Below are 20,267 nucleotides of genomic sequence, written 5' to 3' on the forward strand. Positions count from 1 at the left end.
GTCGGGTCAGGAGCTGCCTGCCGGCCTCGAGGCGAACTCGAGATTGACCTGGCCGGAGTAGGCCGGTACGTCGATGCGCGACGGGTCCGAGATCTCGAGACCGAGGCCGAACTCGCGAACGTAGTCCGCGTAGGTGGAGGTCGCTGGTGTGGTGCGGATCGCCTCCATCATCCCCGTGGTGTCGCCGACCGCCTCGATCACGTAGGGCGGGGAGTAGGGCACGCCTTCGAGCAGCACCGTGTTCCCGACGCACTTGATGCCCGTCGTGGAGATCAGCCGCTGGCCCTGCAGCGAGATCGCCTCAGCGCCGCCGGCCCACAGCGCGTTGACGTAGGCCTGGATGTCCTGCTCGTGCACCACGAGCACATTCGGATCGAGTCCCGGCCGCCCGGCCCCGCGCGGTGCGTCGGTCAGCGACACGCGGATGCCGGGACCCGACACGGGCGTGAGACCAGTGACCGGCTCCAGATCCTCGATGTCGGCACGCAGATCGTCCAGCGCACTTCCTCCCACCGCACCGGACAGCTCGTCGATGCGAGCCTGCAGCTCTCCGGCGCTGCCCCGGCGGTCCTCGACGCGTTGGGATCGCTCGGCCAGCAGGGAACTGACATCGCCGCCGGTGGGTCGCAGGTCGTTGCCGCGAGCGCTGACGGCTGCCGTGACGAACAGCAGGCCGGTGGCGGCGAACACGCCCAGGACCGACAGGGGCCACCGCTGCTGCGCGTGCAGCCCGCGCTTGGTGGCCGAACTGGGCATGTGCCCTCCTGATCGAGTGGGTCCGGGGCCTAGGCTAGTCCAGACCCCATAGAACTGCGGCCATCCGGCCGCTCCACCTGGAGGACCCCGTGGCGCGAGACAAGACCCCCAAGGGACCGGCACCGCAGCGCATCGGCAACCGCTGGGCCGGGCCCGCCATGATCATCGCGGCTGTCATCGGCCTGATCTGGATCGTGACGTTCTACGTCATCAACGGCCAAGTGGAGGAGTACCCGTCGTTTGCGCAGTGGTACGGCGACCTCGGCAACTGGAACATCGTCATCGGGATGGGATTCATCGTGGCGGCCTTCGGCTTCGCCACCAAGTGGGAGTAAGTCCAAGGTCGCATCGATCCCTCGCCCGAGTTATTCCCAGGTGTGGACTCACATGGGGATAACTACACGCGTGTAACTCGTCCCCAGCTGTGTGCAAACCTGTGGATGTCCTAGCCGGGTGTCAGCGCCGCGGTGCGCAGCACGAGCGCCGCCACGGACCCGACCACCAGTACGAGCACCGCTGCGATCTGGGCCTGTTGGCGATACTGCTTGGGTGAGTGGACGATGGCCGAGGCCAGCAGCAGGCCCGCGATGAAGCCGCCCAGATGCCCCTGCCAGCTGACACCGGGGCGGAAGCTCAGCACCGCGTTGATCGCCAGGAGGATCAACAAGAAGTTGACGTCCTGCTTGGCGCGCACCATCAGCACCAGGGCAATGGCGAACAGGCCGAACACCGCACCCGAGGCGCCCACGGTGGAGGTGCGCGGCTCGGACAGCACGTAGACGAACACCGACGCGACGACAGCCATCGTCAGGTAGGCGACGATGAATCGCCACGTGCCCAGCGCGCGCTCGACATAGGGTCCGAACAGGTACAGGGCGTACATGTTGAAGGCCAGGTGCAAGAAGCCCAGGTGCAGGAACGCCGAGGTCAGCAGCCGCCACCAGGCCCCGTCGGACACACCGAGGTAGACCGGTCCTCCGGCATCGAAGGGTCCCGACTCGGCGATCATCGCGCCTTGCCGGAAGATCTCACCGCTGCGGTCACCACTGGCCAGCTGCGCGACGAACGCGATCACGTTGATGGCGATCAGGGTCGTCGAGACCTTGCCGACGTTGCTGGAGACCAGACCACCGGCCATGGTGCGCGGAGACCGCACCGACTTCTTGCCCTCAGCGACGCACGACGGACAGTGAAATCCGACGGCGGCATCGTTCATGCAGTCCGGACAGATGGGTCGCTCGCACCGCTGACACGTGATGTAGGCCTCGCGGTCAGGATGCCGATGGCAATGCTGGGCGCCGCCGGGCTGCGACCCGGCAGCGTCGGTCATGCCTCGGTGCGCTCGATCGTCACCGACTCGAGGACCACGGGGGAGTCCGGAACGTCCATGCGGTCGGTCGGCACGGCACCGATCGCGTCGACGACGGCGCGGCTCTCATCGTCGGCGACCTCGCCGAAGATGGTGTGCTTGCGCGTCAGCCACGCCGTGGGGACCAGCGTGATGAAGAACTGCGATCCGTTGGTGTTGGGGCCGGCATTCGCCATGGCCAACAGGTAGGAGCGATCGAACTGCAGGTCCGGGTGGAACTCGTCCTCGAACTCGAAGCCAGGTCCGCCGCGGCCGTCACCCTGAGGATCGCCGCCCTGCAGCATGAAGTCCGCGATGATGCGGTGGAAGGTGAGCCCGTCGTAGAACGGCCGCGTGGCTGGCTGACGCGTCTTGTGGTCGAGGAACTCCTTGGTTCCCTCGGCCAGACCGACGAAGTTCTCGACGGTCTTGGGCGCATGATCGGGAAACAGGGTGATCTTGATCAGCCCGTGGTTCGTGGAGAGGTGGGCGGTCAGCTGCGTGGCCACGTTCGGAGTTTCCTTTCACAGGGAAGAATTCCCTTCAAGTGTCCCACGCCCCACGCGAAACGCCCGTCAACGGGCCGCGGCGCCGAGCGCTAACGTGTCACGCATGAGTGTTTCTGTGGATCGCCCCGATTCGGGCCTGGCCGTCATCACCTTCAGCGCACCCCCGGTGAACCTGTACTCGGCGCAGATGCACGCCGATCTCGATGCCGCACTAGACCAGATCGAGGCCGATCTCCCCCGTGCCCTGTTGATCCGGGCTGAGGGCAAGCTGGTCTCCGGCGGCGTCGACGTGGCCGCGTTCCGAGAGCGCACCAGCCGCGAGGACACCCAGGTCCTCTACGACCGGATGCTGGAGCTGCCCGAACGCATCGACGCACTCGACGTGCCGACCTTCTTCGCCGCGCACTCACTGACGCTCACCTGGGCCTTCGAGGTCGCGCTGGCCTGCGATCTGATCCTCGCCTCGGAGAAGGCCTCCTTCGGCCTGGTCGAGCGCGTGATCGGACTGACTCCGACGATGGGCGGCACCCAGCGGCTCGCGGCTCGCGCCGGTGTCGGGCGCGCCAAGGAGCTGGTGTTCACCGGCCAGACCTACGACGCCGCGACGCTCGAGCGGTGGAACGTGGTCAACCGGGTCCTGCCCGCCGAAGGATTCGACGACGCCGTCCTGGACTTCGTGCGGCACATCGCGGTCGGCCCCACCCAGGCGTTCGGTGCGGCCAAGGAGATCCTGCGGCACTTCGAGGCCGGCGGCGTCCCCGAGGCCATCGCCCACACCACCTCCATCGCCGCTGCGCTCTACGACACCGACGACCTCCAGCGCGGCATGGACTCGTTCCTCGCCGAAGGCCCCGGAAAGGCCACCTTCTCCGGGAGGTGATGGTTCCCCAGGTTACGTAGGTTTGCCAGCACTGCTCAGGGCAAATTTGCGGGGAGAAGTCACGGCTTTCCTGCCGGAGTCAGCCCGACACCTTCACGATGCGCGCCGCCGGCGACGCGACTGCTCGAGAGCCGAGCGGATCCGCTCAGCCGTCTGGGCGCGTCGCCTTTTGCCGAGATCCTCAGTCGTCCATCGACTCACACCGTAGTCGAGCGCACGGATGCGATCCTCGCGCCGCTTCTCCTCGACGAGGACCTGACCGACCATGTCTCCTCGATGTGGGTTGAGTCGGCCGTACTTGACGAGGCCGTCGAACTCTCCAACGTGGTGATGCTCGAGCCAGGTGAAGTCAGAACGCGCGAACACTCCGTCTGCGTCGCAAAACTCCACCTGCGGGGTGGGGATGGGCAACCCGTTGGTCGCGAAGAAGTACATCGACCTCACCTCGCCGACCGACTCGCAGCGGGGCTCGGCGCGGCGCAGGGCCAGACGCACCTGCAGCATGCCGGGCCACCGCTCGTGACGGCTCATCCGGTCCTCGAGCTCGGCGATCTCCACCAGTCCTCGTCTCAGGGCGAAGCTCGCAGTGACCATCCCTGACTCGACACCGGCCAGGGACGACGACTCCACGACAGCTCGACTGGCCACCACGACCGGGAGGCCCTCGACCATGCAGACATCGTCGTCGGGAAGGACCCGCCCCACGTGGTGGTCGATCCCCGACTCGATGCGACCACCCCGGCCGTCGAGTCGTGTCACGTGAACGGTCGACAGATCGACGCCGTAGGACACTCCGGTGTGCAGGATCGCCGCCGTCTGGTGACTCAGCACCACACCGTCACCGAGCTTGTCCACCACGGCCCGGGCGAGCAGGACGTGCTGCTGCTCGGGACTCAGGGCGTCGTAAAGCACCTTGGGCGTGTAGGAACCGTGGCGCAGCCTCACCAAGAGTCCGCTGCGCAGGGCAAGACGGATGTGCCGGTCCTGGAGGCCGGCTGCGAGAAAGTCATGTCGATGGGCGAATCCGCCCCGAGTGGCGCAGATGCCTGCGATGAGTTCGTCCATCCGTCGACGATCGCCATCATCGACTCGCGCGTCACTACCTCCGTCGACCCTTGGGGATAGGTGGGCGGGCGCCGCGATCCTGGGGACGACGACCACTCCAGCAGGAAAGCCGTCACTTCTCCTGGCAAATTTGCCCTGAGAAGTGCTGGAGAACCTACATAACCTGGGGAACCATCACCTGGTCGAGGCGGGGGCGGCGCGCAGGGCGGCGGAGGCGCGGCGTTCGGCCCAGAAGCTGACGAACGGGATCGTGGCGAACAGGGCCGTGGTCAGGACGAAGGCGGGCTTCCAGCGGTGGCGGCGGGCCAGCACGGCGATGAGCACCAGCAGGGCCATGAACAGGTAGCCGTGCACCATGTCGACCACGGTGATGAAGCCGGCGTTGCGGTTCCACCACGAGGCATCGCTCGTGCTGAGCTGGGCCAACCAGGCGGTGATCACGAAGATCAGGTTGACGCCGACGATCCAGGCAATGGCACGGTACGCAGTTGCAGTTCGACTCACGAGGTCAGGCTACCGAGCGCCGGCCAGTTCGCGGTCGTCGGCGGTCAGCTGCTCGGTGCACATGCGCCACCACATGAACACGACGAACAGCCCGAACACCCACCACTGCAACGTGTAGGCGAGATTCTTCAGCCCCACGGTCCAGGACACCGAGAGGTCGGGCGGCTGTGCCGCCTGGAGTCCGCCGGTCAGCTCGGCGTCGGCGCCGGTGGCGATCGCGAAGCCCGAGTACAGGTCGTACGGCAGCACGTTGGTCATCGCGGGAATGCGCACAGACCCGATCTGGCGGGTGTCGGGATTCCACGGAGTGCCGGCACCTTCTCCCTGCTGCAAGCTCGCATCGATGGTCACCGGTCCGGGGGGCAACGGCGGCGCATCGCCGGGCTGCGGAGCCCAGCCGCGCACGACCAGCAGCGCACTGCCGGACTGGGTCATGAATGGCGCCATCAGCCATGCACCACGAGTGCCGTCCTGCTCACGGTCGGTCACCCAGAACTGATCGGCGTCCGACGCGAAAGTGCCCTCGGCGGTGATCGGACGCTGCACCAGCCGGGGTTCGAAGGCATCATCGGGACCCCACAGACCAGCCAGCTCCACCCGAGGGACGTCGCGCTGGTCGGCGCGCTCATCGTCCTGACGCGAGTCGTACACACCCAGCTGCCACAGGCCCATCGTGACGCAGAAGACCAGGCCCACGACAGCCAGCACGTGCAGGGCGATCAGTCCCGGCCGCAGCCAGGCCCGCAGGGTTCTCACGAGGTGAAGGGCGCCAGGTCCGGGTAGAGCGGGAACCGCTCGGCCAACACGGCGGTGCGCTTGCGCAGCGCGTCGACGTCGATGTCACCGGGCACCAAGGCCTCGGCGATCACGTCGGCCACCTCCGCGAACTCCTGCGCACCGAAACCCCGGGTCGCCAGCGCCGGCGTCCCGATACGAAGGCCCGAGGTGACCATCGGCGGGCGGGGGTCGTTGGGCACGGCATTGCGATTGACCGTGATGCCGACCTCGTGCAGCCGGTCCTCGGCCTGCTGGCCGTCCAGCTCGGACTCCCGCAGGTCGACCAGCACCAGGTGGACGTCAGTTCCGCCACTGAGGACCTGGACCCCGGCAGCGCGCGCATCGTCCGACATCAGTCGGTCGGCGAGGATCCGCGCACCTTCGATGGTGCGCTCCTGACGGTCCTTGAAATCTGGTCCGAGCGCCATCTTGAAGGCCACCGCCTTGGCCGCGATGACGTGCTCGAGCGGACCGCCCTGCTGGCCCGGGAACACCGCCGAGCGCATCTTCTTGGACACGGCCTCGTCATTGGTCATGATGACGCCACCACGAGGTCCACCCAGCGTCTTGTGCGTCGTGCTCGTGACGATGTGTGCGTGCGGCAGCGGGCTGGGGTGCAGTCCGGCTGCGACGAGTCCGGCGAAGTGCGCCATGTCGACCCACAGCTTGGCGCCGACCTGGTCGGCGATCGCACGGAAGGCCGCGAAGTCGAGCACCCGTGGATAGGCCGACCAACCGGCGATGATCACGGTGGGCCGATACTCCAGCGCGAGGCGCTCCACCTCCTCCATGTCGACCAGACCCTGGTCGTCGACGTGGTACGCCACCGGGTTGTACAGACGGCCCGAGAAGTTGAGCTTCATGCCGTGGGTGAGGTGACCACCGTTGGCCAGGTCGAGACCGAGGATCGTGTCGCCCACCGTCGCGATGGCGTGCAGTGCAGCGGCGTTCGCCGTGGCACCGGAGTGGGGCTGCACGTTGGCGTACTCAGCACCGAACAGCTCCTTGAGCCGGTCGATGGCGATCGTCTCGACCTGGTCGACGAACTCGCACCCGCCGTAGTACCGCTTGCCCGGGTAACCCTCGGCGTACTTGTTGGTCAGCACGCTGCCCTGGGCCTCGAGGACCGCGACGGGAGCGAAGTTCTCCGACGCGATCATCTCCAGCGTCGTCTGCTGGCGGTCCAGCTCGGCATCGAGCAGGGCGGCGACATCGGGGTCGAAGGAGGCAAGCGACTGATCCAGGCTCATGACGTCCAGACTACCCGCGCCCCGTCGGGACCAAACGCCTCAGTGTTCAGGGAACAGTGCTCTCAGTGTTCAGGGAACAGTGACCCGCCACGCTTGGTCACCAGGACCGCTGCCTGGGTGCGCCGTTGCAGTCCGAGCTTGGCCAGCATCTGGGTCACGTAGTTCTTGATCGTCTTCTCCGCGAGGAACATCTCCTCGGCGATCTGCCGGTTGGTCAGGCCCTCGCCGATGTACTCCAGGATGCGGCGCTCCTGACGGGTCAGCTTGTCGACCGGATCGGCGACGGGCGCACCCGCACGGATGCGCTCGAGCACCTTCTGGGTGACGGTCGGGTCGAGCAGCGACTCACCCGCCGCGACGCGGCGGATGGAGTCGACGATCTCGATGCCGCGCACCTGCTTGAGCACATAACCGGCCGCACCGGCCATGACGGCGGAGAACATCGCTTCGTCGTCCTCGTACGACGTCAGGATCAGCACCGCGGTCTGGGGATGACGTGATCGAACATCGCGGCACACCTCGACACCGGTGCCATCGGGCAGTCGCCCGTCGAGCACGGCGACATCGGGCTTGAGCTGGGGAATCTGGCGCAGCGCATCGGCCGCCATCCCCGCCTCACCCACGACCGTGAGGTCGTCATGCTGCTCGATCAGAGACTTGATGCCCTGCCGCACGACCTCGTGGTCGTCGAGCAGGAAAACCGTGATCTTGTCGCTCATGCCTGACCCCCTGGAATCTGATGACGAGCTGCCTGCGAGCCGGGGACGGTCCACGTGATCGTGGTGCCCTCGCCCCGCGCGCTGCGCGACGAGCACCGGCCATCCAGGAGCTCGGCCCGACGCACCATGTTGCGCATGCCGTTTCCACCCTCGAGCTCGTCGCTCGCGGTCATGCCGCGACCGTCGTCGGTCACCACGAGCACGACGTCCTCGCCCACCGACAGGTGAACTGACACATGGCGCGCCCTCGAATGCTTCACGATGTTGGACAACATCTCGCCCGCGACCGCGACCACGTGCTCTCGGACCGTACCGGACATCTGTGTCGCGAGGGCGCCAGCGAAGGTGACCTCCGGTTCAAGACCCATCAGCTCACCGGCATCGGCGGCCAGCTGCGTCAGCTGAGCCACCACGTCAGGGCCGTCGACGTCATCCCGCTCGAGGCCGGCGATCGTGCGACGCAGATCCGCGATCGTCTCGTCGATGCCGTCGACGGCCGCGTCCAGCGACTCGACCGTCTGCGCGTCCTGGCTGGAGCGCGCCGTCTGGTCGAGGTTCATGCCGATCGCGAAGAGCCGTTGGATCACGATGTCGTGCAGGTCGCGGCTGATCCGGCCGCGATCCTCGACCACGGCGAGCCGGCGGTTGTCGCCAGACGTCCGCGCGATGTGCAGCACCTGCGCTGCCTGCTCGGCAAAACGTTCCGGCAGCTCGGGGTCGAGCTCCCACGCGTCCAACGAGCGCGAGTCCGCCCAGCCCACCACCAGGGTGCCGGTGTGGGCGACGTCGTCGGGATGCAGGCGATCGCGCATCGGCAGCATCTGCACCGTGCGCAGTGCCGGCCACTGCGGGGTCACGGCTGCGTCGTAGCGGCGGTCCAGCTCGGTGTGCGGCACCACGACGGCTCGGCCCGTGCGAGACGGGCGGCCCACGAGCGTCCCGAGCACCGGGACCACCTCGCCGAGCACCCCGTCCGGGTCGATGCCCGACACCGCTGAGACCACCAGGTCGCCATCGCCGTCCGGCAGCAGCAGGATGGCGCAGGAGGCCGAGGCCACCTCGCGCGCCTGGTCGACGACGATCTGTCGCGCGGACGTCGCCGACACCGGTCCGAGCAAGGTGGTGGCGATCTCGGCCGAGGCCTCCAGCCACTTGCGATCGCGCACCGACTTGTGCTGGACGAGTGCCGTGCTGATCATCAGCCCCGCCGAGCTGGCGAAGGCGTCGGCGACGGCCTCGTCGTCCGCGACGAACCCCCGTCCGTCGACCTGGTCGAAGAGGTAGAGATTGGCGACCACACGCCCATCGACCCGGATCGGTACGCCGAGGTAGGGCAGGGTCCCGAGCGGCGAGCTCGCCTGCTCGACCAGGTCGACCAGCACCTCGCGGCCCACCTCCAGGTCGTTGGCGCCGGCGACTGGCTCGGCGTCGACCAGCCCGTGGCTCACGAACCGGGCCAGCCGCTGATCGGCACTGCTGTCCACCACGTCGAGGATGCCGCGGCTGGCCCCGCCGACCCGGCACGCCTCGGCGACGATCCGCTCGAGAAGTCCGTCGATTGACAGATCCCGCGCGACGTCGGCCAGTCCGAACCAGGATTCGCGCCGGCGTCGCTGGTTCCCCGTGATGGAGCTCCGGGTGTTCGGGTCACGGGAGGTGTTCGGGTCACGGGAGCTCGGGCCGTGGTCCGACACGGTGCCTGCATCGATGCCCATGTCGACCCTTCTCGAAAGCCTGCTGAACACCTCATGGTACCGAGTCGCAGCACAGGTCGACCAGAACTTTCTCCTGATCGGTCAAGAGCAGAAGTCGGACCGCGAAAAAGGACACCAAATTGCAATCACACGCCGATCCACGGGCGTGTAGCGTGCCGAACGGTCTGGTTCATCGGAACCAGGGACCCTGACCCAGGAGGACCACCCATGAACCACGTCCGTCGAGGAACCGCGGTGCTCGCGGTGACCGCAGCATCCGCGCTGGTGCTGGCCGCCTGCGGCGCCGGCAAGTCCGGAGGGTCGGGAGAGGGCCTCATCGTCGGCACCACGGACCAGGTCATCTCGATCGATCCCGCCGGCGCCTACGACAACGGGTCGACCACGGTGCAGACGCAGGTGTACCAGTACCTGATGAACTTCGAGGCCGGCTCCACCGACCTCTCCCCGGACGCCGCCGAGTCGTGCGAGTTCGACGCCGACGACGGCACCAAGTTCGTGTGCACCATGAAGGACGGTCTGACGTTCGCCAATGGCAACGAGCTCACCGCCAGCGACGTGGCCTTCAGCTTCCAGCGCGTCAAGGACATCAACGACGCCAACGGGCCCGCCTCCCTGCTCGGGGCGATGGAGTCGGTCGAGGCGACCGACGACTCGACCGTGACGTTCACCCTGTCGGCCGCCAACGACCAGACGTTCCCGCAGATCCTCGTGACCTCGGCCGGTCCGATCGTCGACGAGGACACCTACCCGGCCGACGAGGTCATGTCCGACGAGGACGCCATCGAGGCGAACGGGTTCTCCGGTCCGTACACGATCGGCAGCTATGAGAAGAACCAGCTGGCCGAGTTCACCGCCAACCCCGACTACAACGGCGCCTACGAAGCGCCCCAGACCGACAGCGTCACCGTCAAGTACTACGCGAAGTCCGAGAACCTCAAGCTGGACATCCAGAACTCCGACATCGACGTCGCGTACCGGTCGCTGACACCCACCGACATCGAGGACCTGGAGTCGCGCGACGGCATCACGGTGCACACCGGCGACGGCGGCGAGCTGCGCTACATGACGTTCAACCTCAAGACGATGCCCGGCGACGACGTCGACCAGAAGAGGGCGATCCGTCAGGCCGTGGCGTCCTCGGTCAACCGCGCCGACCTGGCCGAGCAGGTCTACAAGGGCACCTTCACCCCGGCGTACTCCATGGTCCCCGAGGGCCAGGACGGCGCTACCGAGTCGTTCAAGGACGCCTACGGCGAGGCTCCCGACGAGGCCGCGGCCACCCAGATCCTCGACGAGGCCGGCGTCCAGACACCGGTCGACGTCCAGCTGCAGTACAACCCCGATCACTACGGTTCCAGCTCGGACCAGGAGTACAACGCGGTCAAGCGTCAGCTCGAGGCAACCGGCCTGTTCAACGTCGCGCTGCAGTCCACCGAGTGGGTCACCTACTCCGAGGAGTACAACGCCGACGCGTACCCCGTCTTCCAGCTCGGCTGGTTTCCGGACTTCCCGGACGCCGACAACTACCTGTCGCCGTTCCTGAGCCCGTACGACGACGAGCAGAGCGGCAACTTCACCAACTCGCACTACAACGAGATCGGTACCGAGTTCGAGGACACCGAGATGACCCAGCTGCTCGAGGCAGAGCGGGTCGACGCCGACGAGGCGTCCCGCGAGGCCACGCTCGGTCAGATCCAGGACCGGCTCGCCGAGGAGGTGCCGTACCTGCCGCTGCTGACCGGCAGCCAGGTCGCGATCGCCGGTGATGACGTGCAGGGAGTCGACGACACCCTCGACGCGTCCTTCAAGTTTCGGTTCACCTCGCTGTCGAAGTAGCACCACCACCCACTGAACGGGGCCGGTCCATCGGGCCGGCCCCGTGTCAGGTCACTGCCGTCTCACGTCCATGCGAAGGAGCCATGCAATGGCCACCACCGAGGCGCTCACCCCGACCGTGCCCACCCCCTCCGAGCCCTCGTCGCCCCGCAAGGGCGGGCTGAGCCCCCTGGCGCGCTACCTGCTGGTGCGGCTGGCGCTGCTGATCCCGATGATCTGGCTGTTGGTCACCCTGGTGTTCCTGCTGATGCGGGTCATCGGAGATCCCATCCAGGCTGCTCTGGGTGGACGGCTCAGCCCGGCGCAGATCGCCGAGCGCAAGGCCGAGGCCGGTCTCGATCGGCCGATCCTGACCCAGTACCTGGAGTACCTGGGTGGTCTGGTGCGCGGCGACTTCGGTGTCACGTTGACCGACAACCGCAAGGTCAGCGATATTCTGCTGGTCAACGGAGCCGCGACGCTCGAGCTCGCGTTCTGGTCGCTGCTGGTGGCGTTCGCCGTCGGCATCCCCCTGGGCCGTCTGGCCGCGCGGTACCGCGACCAGCTACCCGACGTGGCGCTGCGCCTGTTCGCGATCCTCGTGTACGCCGCACCGGTGTTCTTCGTCGGCCTGCTGCTCAAGCTGGCGTTCACCCCGTTCGGCTGGCCGTCCTCGGGGCGGGCCAGCACCACGACCGAGATCACCCTGCAGCAGGTGGAGCCGCAGACGAACATCATGATCATCGACGCCATCCTCTGGGGTGAACCGTCGCTGATCCTCGACGTCCTGCAGCACGCGATGCTGCCGGCGATCGCGCTCGGTCTGCTCACCGGCGGCGTGTTCTTGCGCCTGGTGCGCCTCAACCTGCTGCAGACCCTGCGGATGGACTACGTCACGGCCGCCAGGGCGCGCGGCGTCAGCGAGCGGCGGGTGCTGAGCAAGCACGCCTTCCGCACCGCGCTCGTCCCGGTCGTGACCGTGATGGGCCTGCAGGTCGCGCTGCTGCTCGGCGGCGCGATCCTCACCGAGACCACCTTTGAGTGGAAGGGTCTGGGCTACCAGCTGGCGGAGTACCTGGTCCGCCGTGACTTCCTGGCCGTGCAGGGCATCGTCACCGTGATCGCCCTGATCGTCGGCGTGATGAGCTTTCTGATCGACGTCATCGTGGCGTTCGTCGACCCCCGAGTGAGGTTCTGATGATGTCTCGCGGATCGATCAACCCGGGCTCGATGGTTCCGTCCGTGGTGCGCCATTCGCATGGTCTGCAACGCTTCATGCTGATGCTGGGCTTCGGTCTGCTCGCACTGTTCGTCGTCCTCGCGGTGTTCGCGCCGCTGCTGGCGCCGTACGACTTCAACCAGGCCCGCGGCGACGACGGCCTCCTGTTCGGCACCCAGCAGGGGCCGTCGCTGGACCACCTGTTCGGCACCACCGTCGGTGGCACCGACGTGCTCTCGCGCGTCATCTACGGGGCCCGCACCGCGGTCATCGTGATCATCCTGGCCGTCCTGTTGTCGGCCGTGGTCGGGGTGCCTCTCGGACTGATCTCGGGATTCCTCGGCGGCTGGCTCGACCGCGGCCTCGTGTTCGTGATGGATGCGCTGTACGCGTTCCCGTCGCTGTTGCTGGCCATCGTGGTCTCGATCGTGCTGTCGGGCGGGAGCAGCGGGGCGGTCGGGGGCATCGGTGCCGCCGCGATCTCGATCACCGTGGTGTTCGTGCCGCAGTACTACCGCGTCATCCGCAACGCCACGCTGTCGGTCAAGACCGAGCCCTACGTCGACTCGGCCCGGGTCGTCGGCGTGCGGACGCCGCGCATCCTGCGCAAGCACGTGTTCTCCAACGTGTCGCAGTCGCTGCCGGTCATCGCGACGCTCAATGCCTCCGAGGCGATCCTGACCCTCGCCGGTCTGGGTTTCCTCGGCTTCGGCATCGAGCCCTCCGCTGCCGCCGAGTGGGGCTACGACCTGAACAAGGCGCTGCCCGACGCCGCCTCGGGCATCTGGTGGACCGGGGTGTTCCCCGGCCTGGCGATCGTGCTGATCGTGCTCGGCGCGACGCTGGTCGGCGAGAGCCTCAACGACATCCTCAACCCGCTGCTGCGCACGCGCAGCGGCGAGGCCACGACGGCCGACGAGGCCGAGATGGATCGTCTGGGGATGGGCGAGTTCGAGGCTTCGTCGTCAACTGGGTCGCAGGCCGTGGAGGGCGCCGCGGTGCGCACCGCCGTGCTGTCCCTGACCGATCTCGACGTCACGTTCCGCACCGACGCCGCACCGGTGCGCGCCGTCAACGGCATCAGCTTCGACGTCGCTCCCGGCGAGGTCCTGGCGGTGGTGGGCGAGTCCGGATCGGGCAAGTCCGTCACGTCACGGGCCATCCTCGGGCTGTTGCCGTCGACCGCCGACGTCACCGGTTCCGCACAGCTGCGACACGGCACAGGTGACCCGCGCGAGCTGATCGGCCTGGGCAGTCGCGGACTCCAGCCGGTGCGCGGCGACCAGGTCTCGATGGTCTTCCAGGAGCCGTCCACCGCGCTGAACCCGGTCTACTCCGTGGGCTGGCAGATCGCCGAGGGCCTGCGCGCGCACGGCACGACGTTCACCGGGAAGGGCTCCAAGAAGGCCGCCCGCGCCCGGGCCATCGAGCTGCTCGAGCTGGTCGGCATGCCCGACCCTCACCTGCGGGTCGACTACTACCCGCACCAGCTGTCGGGCGGGCAGAAGCAGCGCGTCGTCATCGCGATGGCGATCGCGTCCGAGCCCGACGTCATCATCGCCGACGAGCCGACCACCGCCCTCGACGTCACGGTGCAGGCGGGCATCCTCGAGCTGCTGCTGTCCCTGCGTGAGCGTCTGGGCACCGCGATCGTGCTGATCACGCACAACATGGGGGTCGTGGCCGACGTGGCCGACCGGGTCGTGGTCATGTATCGCGGATCGATCGTCGAGCAGGCCCCGGTGGATCAGCTCTTCGCCCGGCCCGAGCACCCGTACACGCGGGCGCTGCTCCAGGCCGTGCCTCACCTCGGTCGCGGCGGGGGGCCCGAGCCCGTACCCACCGACACGGAGCCGGTGCTGCAGATCTCCGACCTCGTGGTCGAGTTCGCCGGTGGGTTCGGCCGCCCCGGCTTCCGAGCCGTCGACCAGGTCTCGCTGACCGTCCGCCGCGGTGAGGTGCTGGGCCTGGTGGGTGAGTCCGGATCGGGCAAGTCCACGATCGGCCGGACCGCCGTGGGTCTGCAACAGCCGACGTCCGGGACGGTGCAGGTCTCCGGAACCACGGTGTCGGGCCTGTCCGACCGCCAGCTGCGCCCCTTGCGCAGCCGGTTCGGCTTCGTGTTCCAGGATCCGGCCTCGTCGCTGAACCCGCGCATGTCGATCCTGGACTGCATCGCCGAGCCGTTGCACGTCCAGACCGACCTGGACAAAGAGGCGGTCGACCAGCGCGTGCGCGAGCTGTTGGACAGCGTCGAGCTCAGTGGCTCCTACGCCGAGCGGTTCCCGCACGAGCTGTCCGGTGGCCAACGCCAGCGAGTGAGTCTCGCGCGCGCCCTCGCGCTCGACCCCGACCTCCTCATCGCCGACGAGCCCACCTCGGCACTCGACGTGTCGGTGCAGGCGCGCGTCCTCGAGCTGTTCAGCGACCTGCAGCAGCGGCTGCAGTTCGCCTGCCTGTTCATCAGTCACGACCTCGCGGTGGTGGACTCAGTCGCGAATCGGGTTGCGGTCATGCAGCACGGCCAGCTCGTCGAGGTGGGTGACCGGGCGCAGGTGCTGGGCGATCCTCAGGTCGAGTACACCCAGCGCCTCATCGCGGCCGTGCCCGTTCCCGATCCCGTCGAGCAGCGCCGTCGACGGTCCGAGCGTGGCGCCCTGCTGCAGGATCTCGACTGAAGGTATGAGCTGAAGGGTCTGGGCTGACCGAGGCTTCGCCTGCCGGACTGGGACACGACTGGGACACTGGGCACATGGATCCGGTGGCGATGATCAGGCAACGCATCGGATCGGCACTGTTCGAGCGGGTCGCCGGCGAGGAGGGACCCGATCGGCGCGAGCGTATCTGGTCCAGCACTGGCGAGCGGCGCTTCGGACCGGACTCGGCGATCTTCCGGGTGCACATGGACGCGTCGATGTTCGTGGGAGGCATCCGTGCGCTCCTGCTGCAGTCGTTGCACCCGTTGGCGATGGCCGCGGTGGACCAGCACTCGGGCTACCGCGGCGATCCGTGGGGGCGCCTGCAGCGCACCAGCGGCTTTCTCGCCGAGACCACCTTCGCCACCATCGAGCAGGCCGATCAAGCCATCGCCGTCGTGCGCTCCGTGCACGACCGCATCGAAGGCGTCGCGCCGGACGGCCGCGCCTACCGGGCCTCGGACCCGCACCTGATCCGCTGGGTGCACGTCGCCGAGATCGACAGCTTCCTGCGCGCCCACGACCGCTACGGCGCCCAGCCCCTCGATGCTGCGGGCCGCGACGAGTACGTCGCCCAGACGGCCCACATCGCCCGCGGGCTCGGCGCCGTCGACGTGCCCGAGACCGTCGCCGAGCTGGACGCGGTGCTGGCCGACTACCGGCCCGAGCTGGCGAGCACCGCCGCCGCCCGCCGCACCGCCCGCTTCATCCTCGTGCACCCGCCGGTCTCGCTGGCCCAGCGCGCACCGTACTCACTGCTGTGTGCTGCCGGTGTGTCGATGATGCCTCGGTGGACCCGCTGGCCCCTGCGCCTGCCGTACCTGCCGGTCACCGAGGCGACTGCGGTGCGCGGTGCTGGCATCGCGATGACCAGCACGATCCGGTGGGCGATGTCGGCCACCCCCGCCACCGGGTGAGCGCGGTCTCCGAGGCCGTCGGCCGATCCCTGCGCCGCCGCCTGACGATCGTCGGCCGCGACCTGCGGGCCTTCCGCCCCGACCTTCCCTGGATGATCGGGGTGCTGCGCTCGTTCGTGGTCTCCTTCGTCGCCCTGAGCCTGGTGCTGTGGTGGCTGCCCGGCACCCAGGTCACGCGCGGCACCACGTCGGTCGCCGCACTCGCCGTGGCCCTGCTCGCGGTCGGCGCCCTGCTGCGCCCCTTGCTGACGCGGCTGACGGTCCTGACCGGAACGATCGGGCTGCTGGTCGCCGGTGTCCTGGCGCAGGCGGTGCTGCTGGGTGTGGCGCTCGCGGTGGTGCCGACGGTCGAGTCGTTCTCGTTCGCCGAGATCGTGGTCGCGTCGTGGGCCGTGGCCGTGGTCGCTGCCGGCGTCAACTGGCTGTTCGACGCCAGCAGCGACGAGGCGTTCTTCGGTCAGGTGCTGGGGCAGAGCGTCAGCCTCACGCACCGATACGGTCGCGAGTCCCACGGAGTGCTCGTGGTGCAGCTCGACGGCGTCAGCGCACCCCTGATGCGCCAGGCCATCACGGCCGGCGCCATGCCGACCGTCTCCAGGTGGCTGCGGTCGGGATCGCACCACATGGACTCCTGGCACACCGGGCTGCCCGCCACCACTCCGGCCGGTCAGGCCGCTCTGCTGCACGGGGAGATCATCGCCGTGCCGTCGTTCCGGTGGTACGACAAGGAGCTGGGACGGCTCGTGGTGACCAGCCAGCCGTCGGACGTCGCGGCGGTCGAGAAGTCGTTCAGCACCGGCGATGGTCTCCTGGCCCACGGCGGCGTCAGCATCTCGAACCTGTTCTCCGGTGACGCCCCCACCCGCATCCTCACGATGAGCGATGCGCGCATCCCGTCCAAGGAGCGCGCGACGGCCTCGTTCGCGGTGGGCCGCGCGGGGTTCGTGCGCTCGTTCGTGCTGTTCATCGGTCAGGTCGTCACCGAGCTCCACCAGGGCCGCCGGCAACGCCGACGTCACGTCGAGCCGCGCGTCAAGCGCACCGGAGTGTTCGTCCTCCTGCGCGGACTGACCACCGTGGTGCTGCGCGACCTGAACGTCTCGATCGTGGCCGAGCACATGGCCCGCAGCGCGCCGGTGATCTTCGTGGACTTCGTGGACTACGACGAGGTCGCGCACCACGCCGGGCCGAGCCGGCCCGAGTCCATGCGCACGCTGGAGAACCTCGACCGAGTCCTGCGATTCTTCACCGAGGTGTCCGAGGAGGTGCGTGGCTCCTACGAGATCGTGGTGGTCTCCGACCATGGCCAGACCCAGGGAACACCGTTCAAGCAGCTGACCGGGTCGACCCTGTCGCAGGTCGTGCACGAGCTCGCCGCCCAGCCGACCCGGGCCGGAGGCGACGACCGACCGGTCGAGCCCTGGGGCGCGGCCACGCTGCTGGCCAGCAGTGCCGCCGGAACGCGGGTCGCCGAGGTCGCCGCTCGGCGGGCCAGTCACCAGGCGGCCGCCGAGGGGGACCTCGACGACCTGGTGGTCGCTGCGTCGGGCAACCTCGCGCACATCTACCTGACCGACGAGCCCGGTCGGCTCACCGTCGACGCCGTCGCGGCTCGATTCCCGTCGCTCGTGCAGGGGTTGGCGCACCACGGCCACATCGGCCTGGTCCTGGGCCGGCTGGCCGACGGAACGGTCCGCGTGTTCGGCACCGACGGGTGGCGCGACCTCCGCGACGGTGAGGTCGTCGGAGGCGAGGGAGGCGATCCCACCGCGCCCTATGGATGGCGTGCTGCGGCCGATCTGTGCCAGCTGTCCACCCGCGACCACGTCGGCGACCTCGTCGCGATCGGCCGTTTCGACCCCGTCCTGCAGGAGGTCGTCGCGTTCGAGGAGCAGGTCGGCTCCCACGGAGGCCTCGGTGGCTGGCAGAACGAGGCTCTGCTGATCCACCCGTCCGGCTGGTCGCACACCGCGCCTCGCGACGGCTCGCTGACCGGACAACAGGTGCATCACGAGATCGTGCAGCGGCTCGACCAGCTCGGGCTCCGGGGGCAGCCGTGAGCACGCTCGCGGTCACCTGGTGGGGTCACTCCTCGGCCTCGATCGAGCTGGGCGCCGCGACGGTCGGCACCGACCCGCTGCTGACCGACCGCCTGGCGCACCTGGTTCGCCACGCACCGACGCCGCCGGCGCACGCCCGCGAGGTGGACGTGGTCGTGATCTCGCACCTGCACGGCGATCACCTGCACCTGGCGTCCTTGCAGCGACTGGATCCCGCCATCCCACTCGTCGTGCCGCGCGGAGCGGCCGCCGTGATGAAGAAGCTGCGGCAGCGCACGATCCTCGAGGTGGAGCCCGGCGACCGACTCGACGTCAGTGGTGTGCGGGTCGATGTCCGACCCGCTCATCACGACGGTCATCGGTTGCCCCGGAGTCGTGCTGTGGGACCCGCACTCGGTTTCGTGCTGGAATCGGGTGGTCACCGGGTCTGGTACCCCGGCGACACCGGCGATGCGGACCACCTGCGCTCCGTCGGGCCCGTCGATCTCGCGCTGGTGCCGATCGGCGGCTGGGGGCCGTCTCTCGGCGACGAGCACCTCGGTCCCGAGCAGGCGGCCGATGTCGCCGTCGCGAATCAGGCCCGGTGGGCCCTGCCCGTCCACCACGGCACGTTCTGGCCGTGGGGGCTGCGCCGCGTCGCCCGGGGCAACCACGAACGGTTGTTCATCGGTCCCGCTGGCCGGTTCGCGGTTGCGCTGGAGGACCGGCCGACCACCGCCCTGCCTGCCGTCCACGGCCGGCGCATCGTGCTGAGCGGGGACGAGTCATGAGTGTGGGCGCCCTGGTGGGGGTGATGGCCTTCGTGATGTTCGGGTCGGTCATCCCGATCGTGCCGACGGGGGCGGCGGTGAGCGCCGCAGTGGTCGTGGTCAGCGCCGATCGTCCGTGGGAGATCGTGATCGTGATCGCCGTCGGTGCGCTCGGCGCCTACCTGGGCGACATCATCACCTACGGCGCGCTGCGACGGTGGGGCGAGCCGCTGGCCCAGCGGGTCGGCTGGCTGCAACGGGACAACCCGCAGGCAGCGCTGGCCAAGCTGCGCGAGGGGATCGAGCGCAACGAGATCCGCACGCTGCTGGTCTCGCGGCTCGTGCCGGGAGGACGCATCCCCGTGTTGGTCGCGGCTGCGCTCGGCGGCTACCCGTGGAGGCGGTACACCACCGCCGCGGCCGGAGCGGCCCTGCTGTGGTCGACCACCTACGCCGTGATCGGCCTGGTCGGCAACACGTTCATCGACGACCAGAGCACCGCGACGATCGCCGTGGTAGCAGCCGCCATAGCCCTGACAGGCGTCGTCCAGCTAGCCCAAGCAATCCGCCGACGAGTCACGCAGGCCCGGTGAGGAGTCACGCAGGCCCAGCGACGAGTCACATACGCCCGCTCCAGCGGGGACGGCCTCGCTTCTCTAAGTCCCCGCACCGCTGTCCAGCAGCCAGTGGTACTGCATGCGCAGGGCGCGCTCGATCGCCCCGACGGCTGCGCCGAAGCCAAGACACAGGTTGAGCCAGAGCGGTAGCTCCACCGGCGACTCGAAGCTGCCGATCGACGCCGCGATCTGAGGGACCTGCGAAATGGGTTCGGCCGCCTGCAACAGCCCGAGGAAAAAGCCGACGGTCAGCATGAGCACCGAGATCGCCCCGATGAAGGCACTCGCGGTGGGGTGTCGACGAGCGAAGCGCATCCGGCGCCCCTCGGCCGACTTCGGATGGGGCACCAGCTGCCGTTCCGTCCCGTCGAGCGCGACGAAGTGGCACCGTCGCATGCCACCTTGACTGATGCGAACCTCGATGTGACCGCCCTCGACCGGAAACCTCGCCGGCAACCTGGACTTGAGTCGCAGCGCCCCATCGAGGTACAGCGCTGCCCTGACGATGGAATCGCTCTCGCCGCCGTGTCGGACCTCGACGGTGTGCACCACGTGATGCCCACCCACCTCCAGCGTGATCGACAGCACCGACCGCCGCATCATCTGCCACCATCGGAAGGGCTTGAGCGGGCGCCCGTCGGCGGGTTTGGAGCGCCTCGACAACCGACGAT

Annotated in this window: 19 protein-coding genes; 9 read left to right on the top strand and 10 right to left on the bottom strand. The window is 68.5% G+C overall.

Annotated elements, in window-relative coordinates; genetic code table 11:
* Positions 1-6: 6 nt before the first annotated feature.
* The gene (locus tag ACHAA3_RS06960; RefSeq protein ID WP_435708246.1) at positions 7-756 is read right to left on the bottom strand and encodes a DUF881 domain-containing protein; all 750 of its coding nucleotides are present in this window, start codon (positions 754-756) and stop codon (positions 7-9) included.
* Between the two features lie 89 nt (positions 757-845).
* Here ACHAA3_RS06960 and ACHAA3_RS06965 point away from each other — a divergent pair, with 89 nt between their 5' ends.
* Positions 846-1,091, top strand: coding sequence for a cell division protein CrgA (locus tag ACHAA3_RS06965; protein WP_435708247.1), 246 nt, complete (start codon positions 846-848; stop codon positions 1,089-1,091).
* A 110-nt stretch (positions 1,092-1,201) separates the two neighbouring features.
* On the opposite strand, the gene ACHAA3_RS06970 is transcribed toward ACHAA3_RS06965, so the two are convergent.
* Together ACHAA3_RS06970 and ACHAA3_RS06975 are read right to left on the bottom strand one after the other, a co-directional pair.
* On the bottom strand, positions 1,202-1,972 hold the full coding sequence (locus tag ACHAA3_RS06970; RefSeq protein ID WP_435708248.1) for a rhomboid family intramembrane serine protease: 771 nt from the start codon (positions 1,970-1,972) through the stop codon (positions 1,202-1,204).
* A 110-nt stretch (positions 1,973-2,082) separates the two neighbouring features.
* On the bottom strand, positions 2,083-2,613 hold the full coding sequence (locus tag ACHAA3_RS06975; protein ID WP_435708249.1) for a peptidylprolyl isomerase: 531 nt from the start codon (positions 2,611-2,613) through the stop codon (positions 2,083-2,085).
* 103 nt (positions 2,614-2,716) lie between these two features.
* On the opposite strand from ACHAA3_RS06975, the gene ACHAA3_RS06980 reads away from it, so the two are divergent.
* A complete protein-coding gene (locus tag ACHAA3_RS06980) occupies positions 2,717-3,493 on the top strand; it encodes an enoyl-CoA hydratase/isomerase family protein (RefSeq protein WP_435708250.1) in 777 nt (258 codons plus the stop codon).
* 93 nt (positions 3,494-3,586) lie between these two features.
* On the opposite strand, the gene ACHAA3_RS06985 is transcribed toward ACHAA3_RS06980, so the two are convergent.
* From ACHAA3_RS06985 to ACHAA3_RS07010, 6 genes are all read right to left on the bottom strand, one after another.
* Positions 3,587-4,558, bottom strand: a complete 972-nt coding sequence (locus ACHAA3_RS06985) for a hypothetical protein (RefSeq protein ID WP_435708251.1) — start codon at positions 4,556-4,558, stop codon at positions 3,587-3,589.
* 174 nt (positions 4,559-4,732) lie between these two features.
* A complete protein-coding gene (locus ACHAA3_RS06990; RefSeq protein ID WP_435708252.1) occupies positions 4,733-5,062 on the bottom strand; it encodes a DUF3817 domain-containing protein in 330 nt (109 codons plus the stop codon).
* A gap of 9 nt (positions 5,063-5,071) precedes the next feature.
* Positions 5,072-5,818, bottom strand: coding sequence for an SURF1 family protein (locus tag ACHAA3_RS06995; protein ID WP_435708253.1), 747 nt, complete (start codon positions 5,816-5,818; stop codon positions 5,072-5,074).
* Positions 5,815-7,089 (bottom strand): serine hydroxymethyltransferase, encoded by a 1,275-nt coding sequence (glyA, locus tag ACHAA3_RS07000; RefSeq protein ID WP_435708254.1) that lies wholly within the window; start codon positions 7,087-7,089, stop codon positions 5,815-5,817. Before glyA ends, ACHAA3_RS06995 begins: the two co-directional genes overlap by 4 nt.
* A gap of 62 nt (positions 7,090-7,151) precedes the next feature.
* Positions 7,152-7,808: a response regulator gene (locus ACHAA3_RS07005; RefSeq protein WP_435708255.1), complete on the bottom strand. Its 657-nt coding sequence runs from the start codon at positions 7,806-7,808 to the stop codon at positions 7,152-7,154.
* Positions 7,805-9,523, bottom strand: a complete 1,719-nt coding sequence (locus ACHAA3_RS07010; protein ID WP_435708256.1) for a histidine kinase — start codon at positions 9,521-9,523, stop codon at positions 7,805-7,807. Before ACHAA3_RS07010 ends, ACHAA3_RS07005 begins: the two co-directional genes overlap by 4 nt.
* A 207-nt stretch (positions 9,524-9,730) precedes the next feature.
* Between ACHAA3_RS07010 and ACHAA3_RS07015 the strand changes: the two genes are divergently transcribed.
* The 7 genes from ACHAA3_RS07015 (at position 9,731) to ACHAA3_RS07045 (ending at position 19,572) form a co-directional block, all read left to right on the top strand.
* Positions 9,731-11,359, top strand: a complete 1,629-nt coding sequence (locus tag ACHAA3_RS07015; RefSeq protein ID WP_435708257.1) for an ABC transporter substrate-binding protein — start codon at positions 9,731-9,733, stop codon at positions 11,357-11,359.
* An 88-nt stretch (positions 11,360-11,447) separates the two neighbouring features.
* Positions 11,448-12,536 carry an ABC transporter permease gene (locus tag ACHAA3_RS07020; RefSeq protein WP_435708258.1) on the top strand — a complete coding sequence of 363 codons (1,089 nt, stop codon included), beginning with the start codon at positions 11,448-11,450 and terminating at the stop codon, positions 12,534-12,536.
* 2 nt (positions 12,537-12,538) lie between these two features.
* Positions 12,539-15,235, top strand: a complete 2,697-nt coding sequence (locus tag ACHAA3_RS07025; protein WP_435708259.1) for a dipeptide ABC transporter ATP-binding protein — start codon at positions 12,539-12,541, stop codon at positions 15,233-15,235.
* Positions 15,236-15,309: 74 nt separating this feature from the next.
* Positions 15,310-16,170 (top strand): oxygenase MpaB family protein, encoded by an 861-nt coding sequence (locus ACHAA3_RS07030; RefSeq protein ID WP_435708260.1) that lies wholly within the window; start codon positions 15,310-15,312, stop codon positions 16,168-16,170.
* Complete coding sequence (locus ACHAA3_RS07035) at positions 16,137-18,230, top strand: alkaline phosphatase family protein (RefSeq protein WP_435708262.1); 2,094 nt, start codon at positions 16,137-16,139, stop codon at positions 18,228-18,230. The genes ACHAA3_RS07030 and ACHAA3_RS07035 overlap by 34 nt, the downstream gene beginning before the upstream one ends.
* The gene (locus ACHAA3_RS07040; protein WP_435708263.1) at positions 18,227-19,000 is read left to right on the top strand and encodes an MBL fold metallo-hydrolase; all 774 of its coding nucleotides are present in this window, start codon (positions 18,227-18,229) and stop codon (positions 18,998-19,000) included. The genes ACHAA3_RS07035 and ACHAA3_RS07040 overlap by 4 nt, the downstream gene beginning before the upstream one ends.
* Positions 18,997-19,572, top strand: a complete 576-nt coding sequence (locus ACHAA3_RS07045) for a DedA family protein (protein WP_435708264.1) — start codon at positions 18,997-18,999, stop codon at positions 19,570-19,572. The genes ACHAA3_RS07040 and ACHAA3_RS07045 overlap by 4 nt, the downstream gene beginning before the upstream one ends.
* A 63-nt stretch (positions 19,573-19,635) precedes the next feature.
* Here the strand turns inward: ACHAA3_RS07045 and ACHAA3_RS07050 are convergent, their stop codons facing one another.
* On the bottom strand, positions 19,636-20,199 hold the full coding sequence (locus ACHAA3_RS07050) for a hypothetical protein (RefSeq protein ID WP_435708265.1): 564 nt from the start codon (positions 20,197-20,199) through the stop codon (positions 19,636-19,638).
* Between the last annotated feature and the right edge of the window lie 68 nt (positions 20,200-20,267).

Source organism: Aeromicrobium sp. CF3.5, from assembly GCF_051262695.1.
Lineage (GTDB): Bacteria > Actinomycetota > Actinomycetes > Propionibacteriales > Nocardioidaceae > Aeromicrobium.

Excerpts from the sequence above, each read along its gene's own strand:
- ACHAA3_RS06960 (WP_435708246.1), bottom strand. The coding sequence starts at position 756 with ATGCCCAGTTCGGCCACCAAGCGCGGGCTGCACGCGCAGCAGCGGTGG.
- ACHAA3_RS06970 (WP_435708248.1), bottom strand. The coding sequence starts at position 1,972 with ATGAACGATGCCGCCGTCGGATTTCACTGTCCGTCGTGCGTCGCTGAG.
- ACHAA3_RS06980 (WP_435708250.1), top strand. The coding sequence starts at position 2,717 with ATGAGTGTTTCTGTGGATCGCCCCGATTCGGGCCTGGCCGTCATCACC.
- ACHAA3_RS06985 (WP_435708251.1), bottom strand. The coding sequence starts at position 4,558 with ATGGACGAACTCATCGCAGGCATCTGCGCCACTCGGGGCGGATTCGCC.
- glyA (WP_435708254.1), bottom strand. The coding sequence starts at position 7,089 with ATGAGCCTGGATCAGTCGCTTGCCTCCTTCGACCCCGATGTCGCCGCC.
- ACHAA3_RS07005 (WP_435708255.1), bottom strand. The coding sequence starts at position 7,808 with ATGAGCGACAAGATCACGGTTTTCCTGCTCGACGACCACGAGGTCGTG.
- ACHAA3_RS07010 (WP_435708256.1), bottom strand. The coding sequence starts at position 9,523 with ATGGGCATCGATGCAGGCACCGTGTCGGACCACGGCCCGAGCTCCCGT.
- ACHAA3_RS07015 (WP_435708257.1), top strand. The coding sequence starts at position 9,731 with ATGAACCACGTCCGTCGAGGAACCGCGGTGCTCGCGGTGACCGCAGCA.
- ACHAA3_RS07020 (WP_435708258.1), top strand. The coding sequence starts at position 11,448 with ATGGCCACCACCGAGGCGCTCACCCCGACCGTGCCCACCCCCTCCGAG.
- ACHAA3_RS07025 (WP_435708259.1), top strand. The coding sequence starts at position 12,539 with ATGTCTCGCGGATCGATCAACCCGGGCTCGATGGTTCCGTCCGTGGTG.
- ACHAA3_RS07030 (WP_435708260.1), top strand. The coding sequence starts at position 15,310 with ATGGATCCGGTGGCGATGATCAGGCAACGCATCGGATCGGCACTGTTC.
- ACHAA3_RS07045 (WP_435708264.1), top strand. The coding sequence starts at position 18,997 with ATGAGTGTGGGCGCCCTGGTGGGGGTGATGGCCTTCGTGATGTTCGGG.
- ACHAA3_RS07050 (WP_435708265.1), bottom strand. The coding sequence starts at position 20,199 with ATGATGCGGCGGTCGGTGCTGTCGATCACGCTGGAGGTGGGTGGGCAT.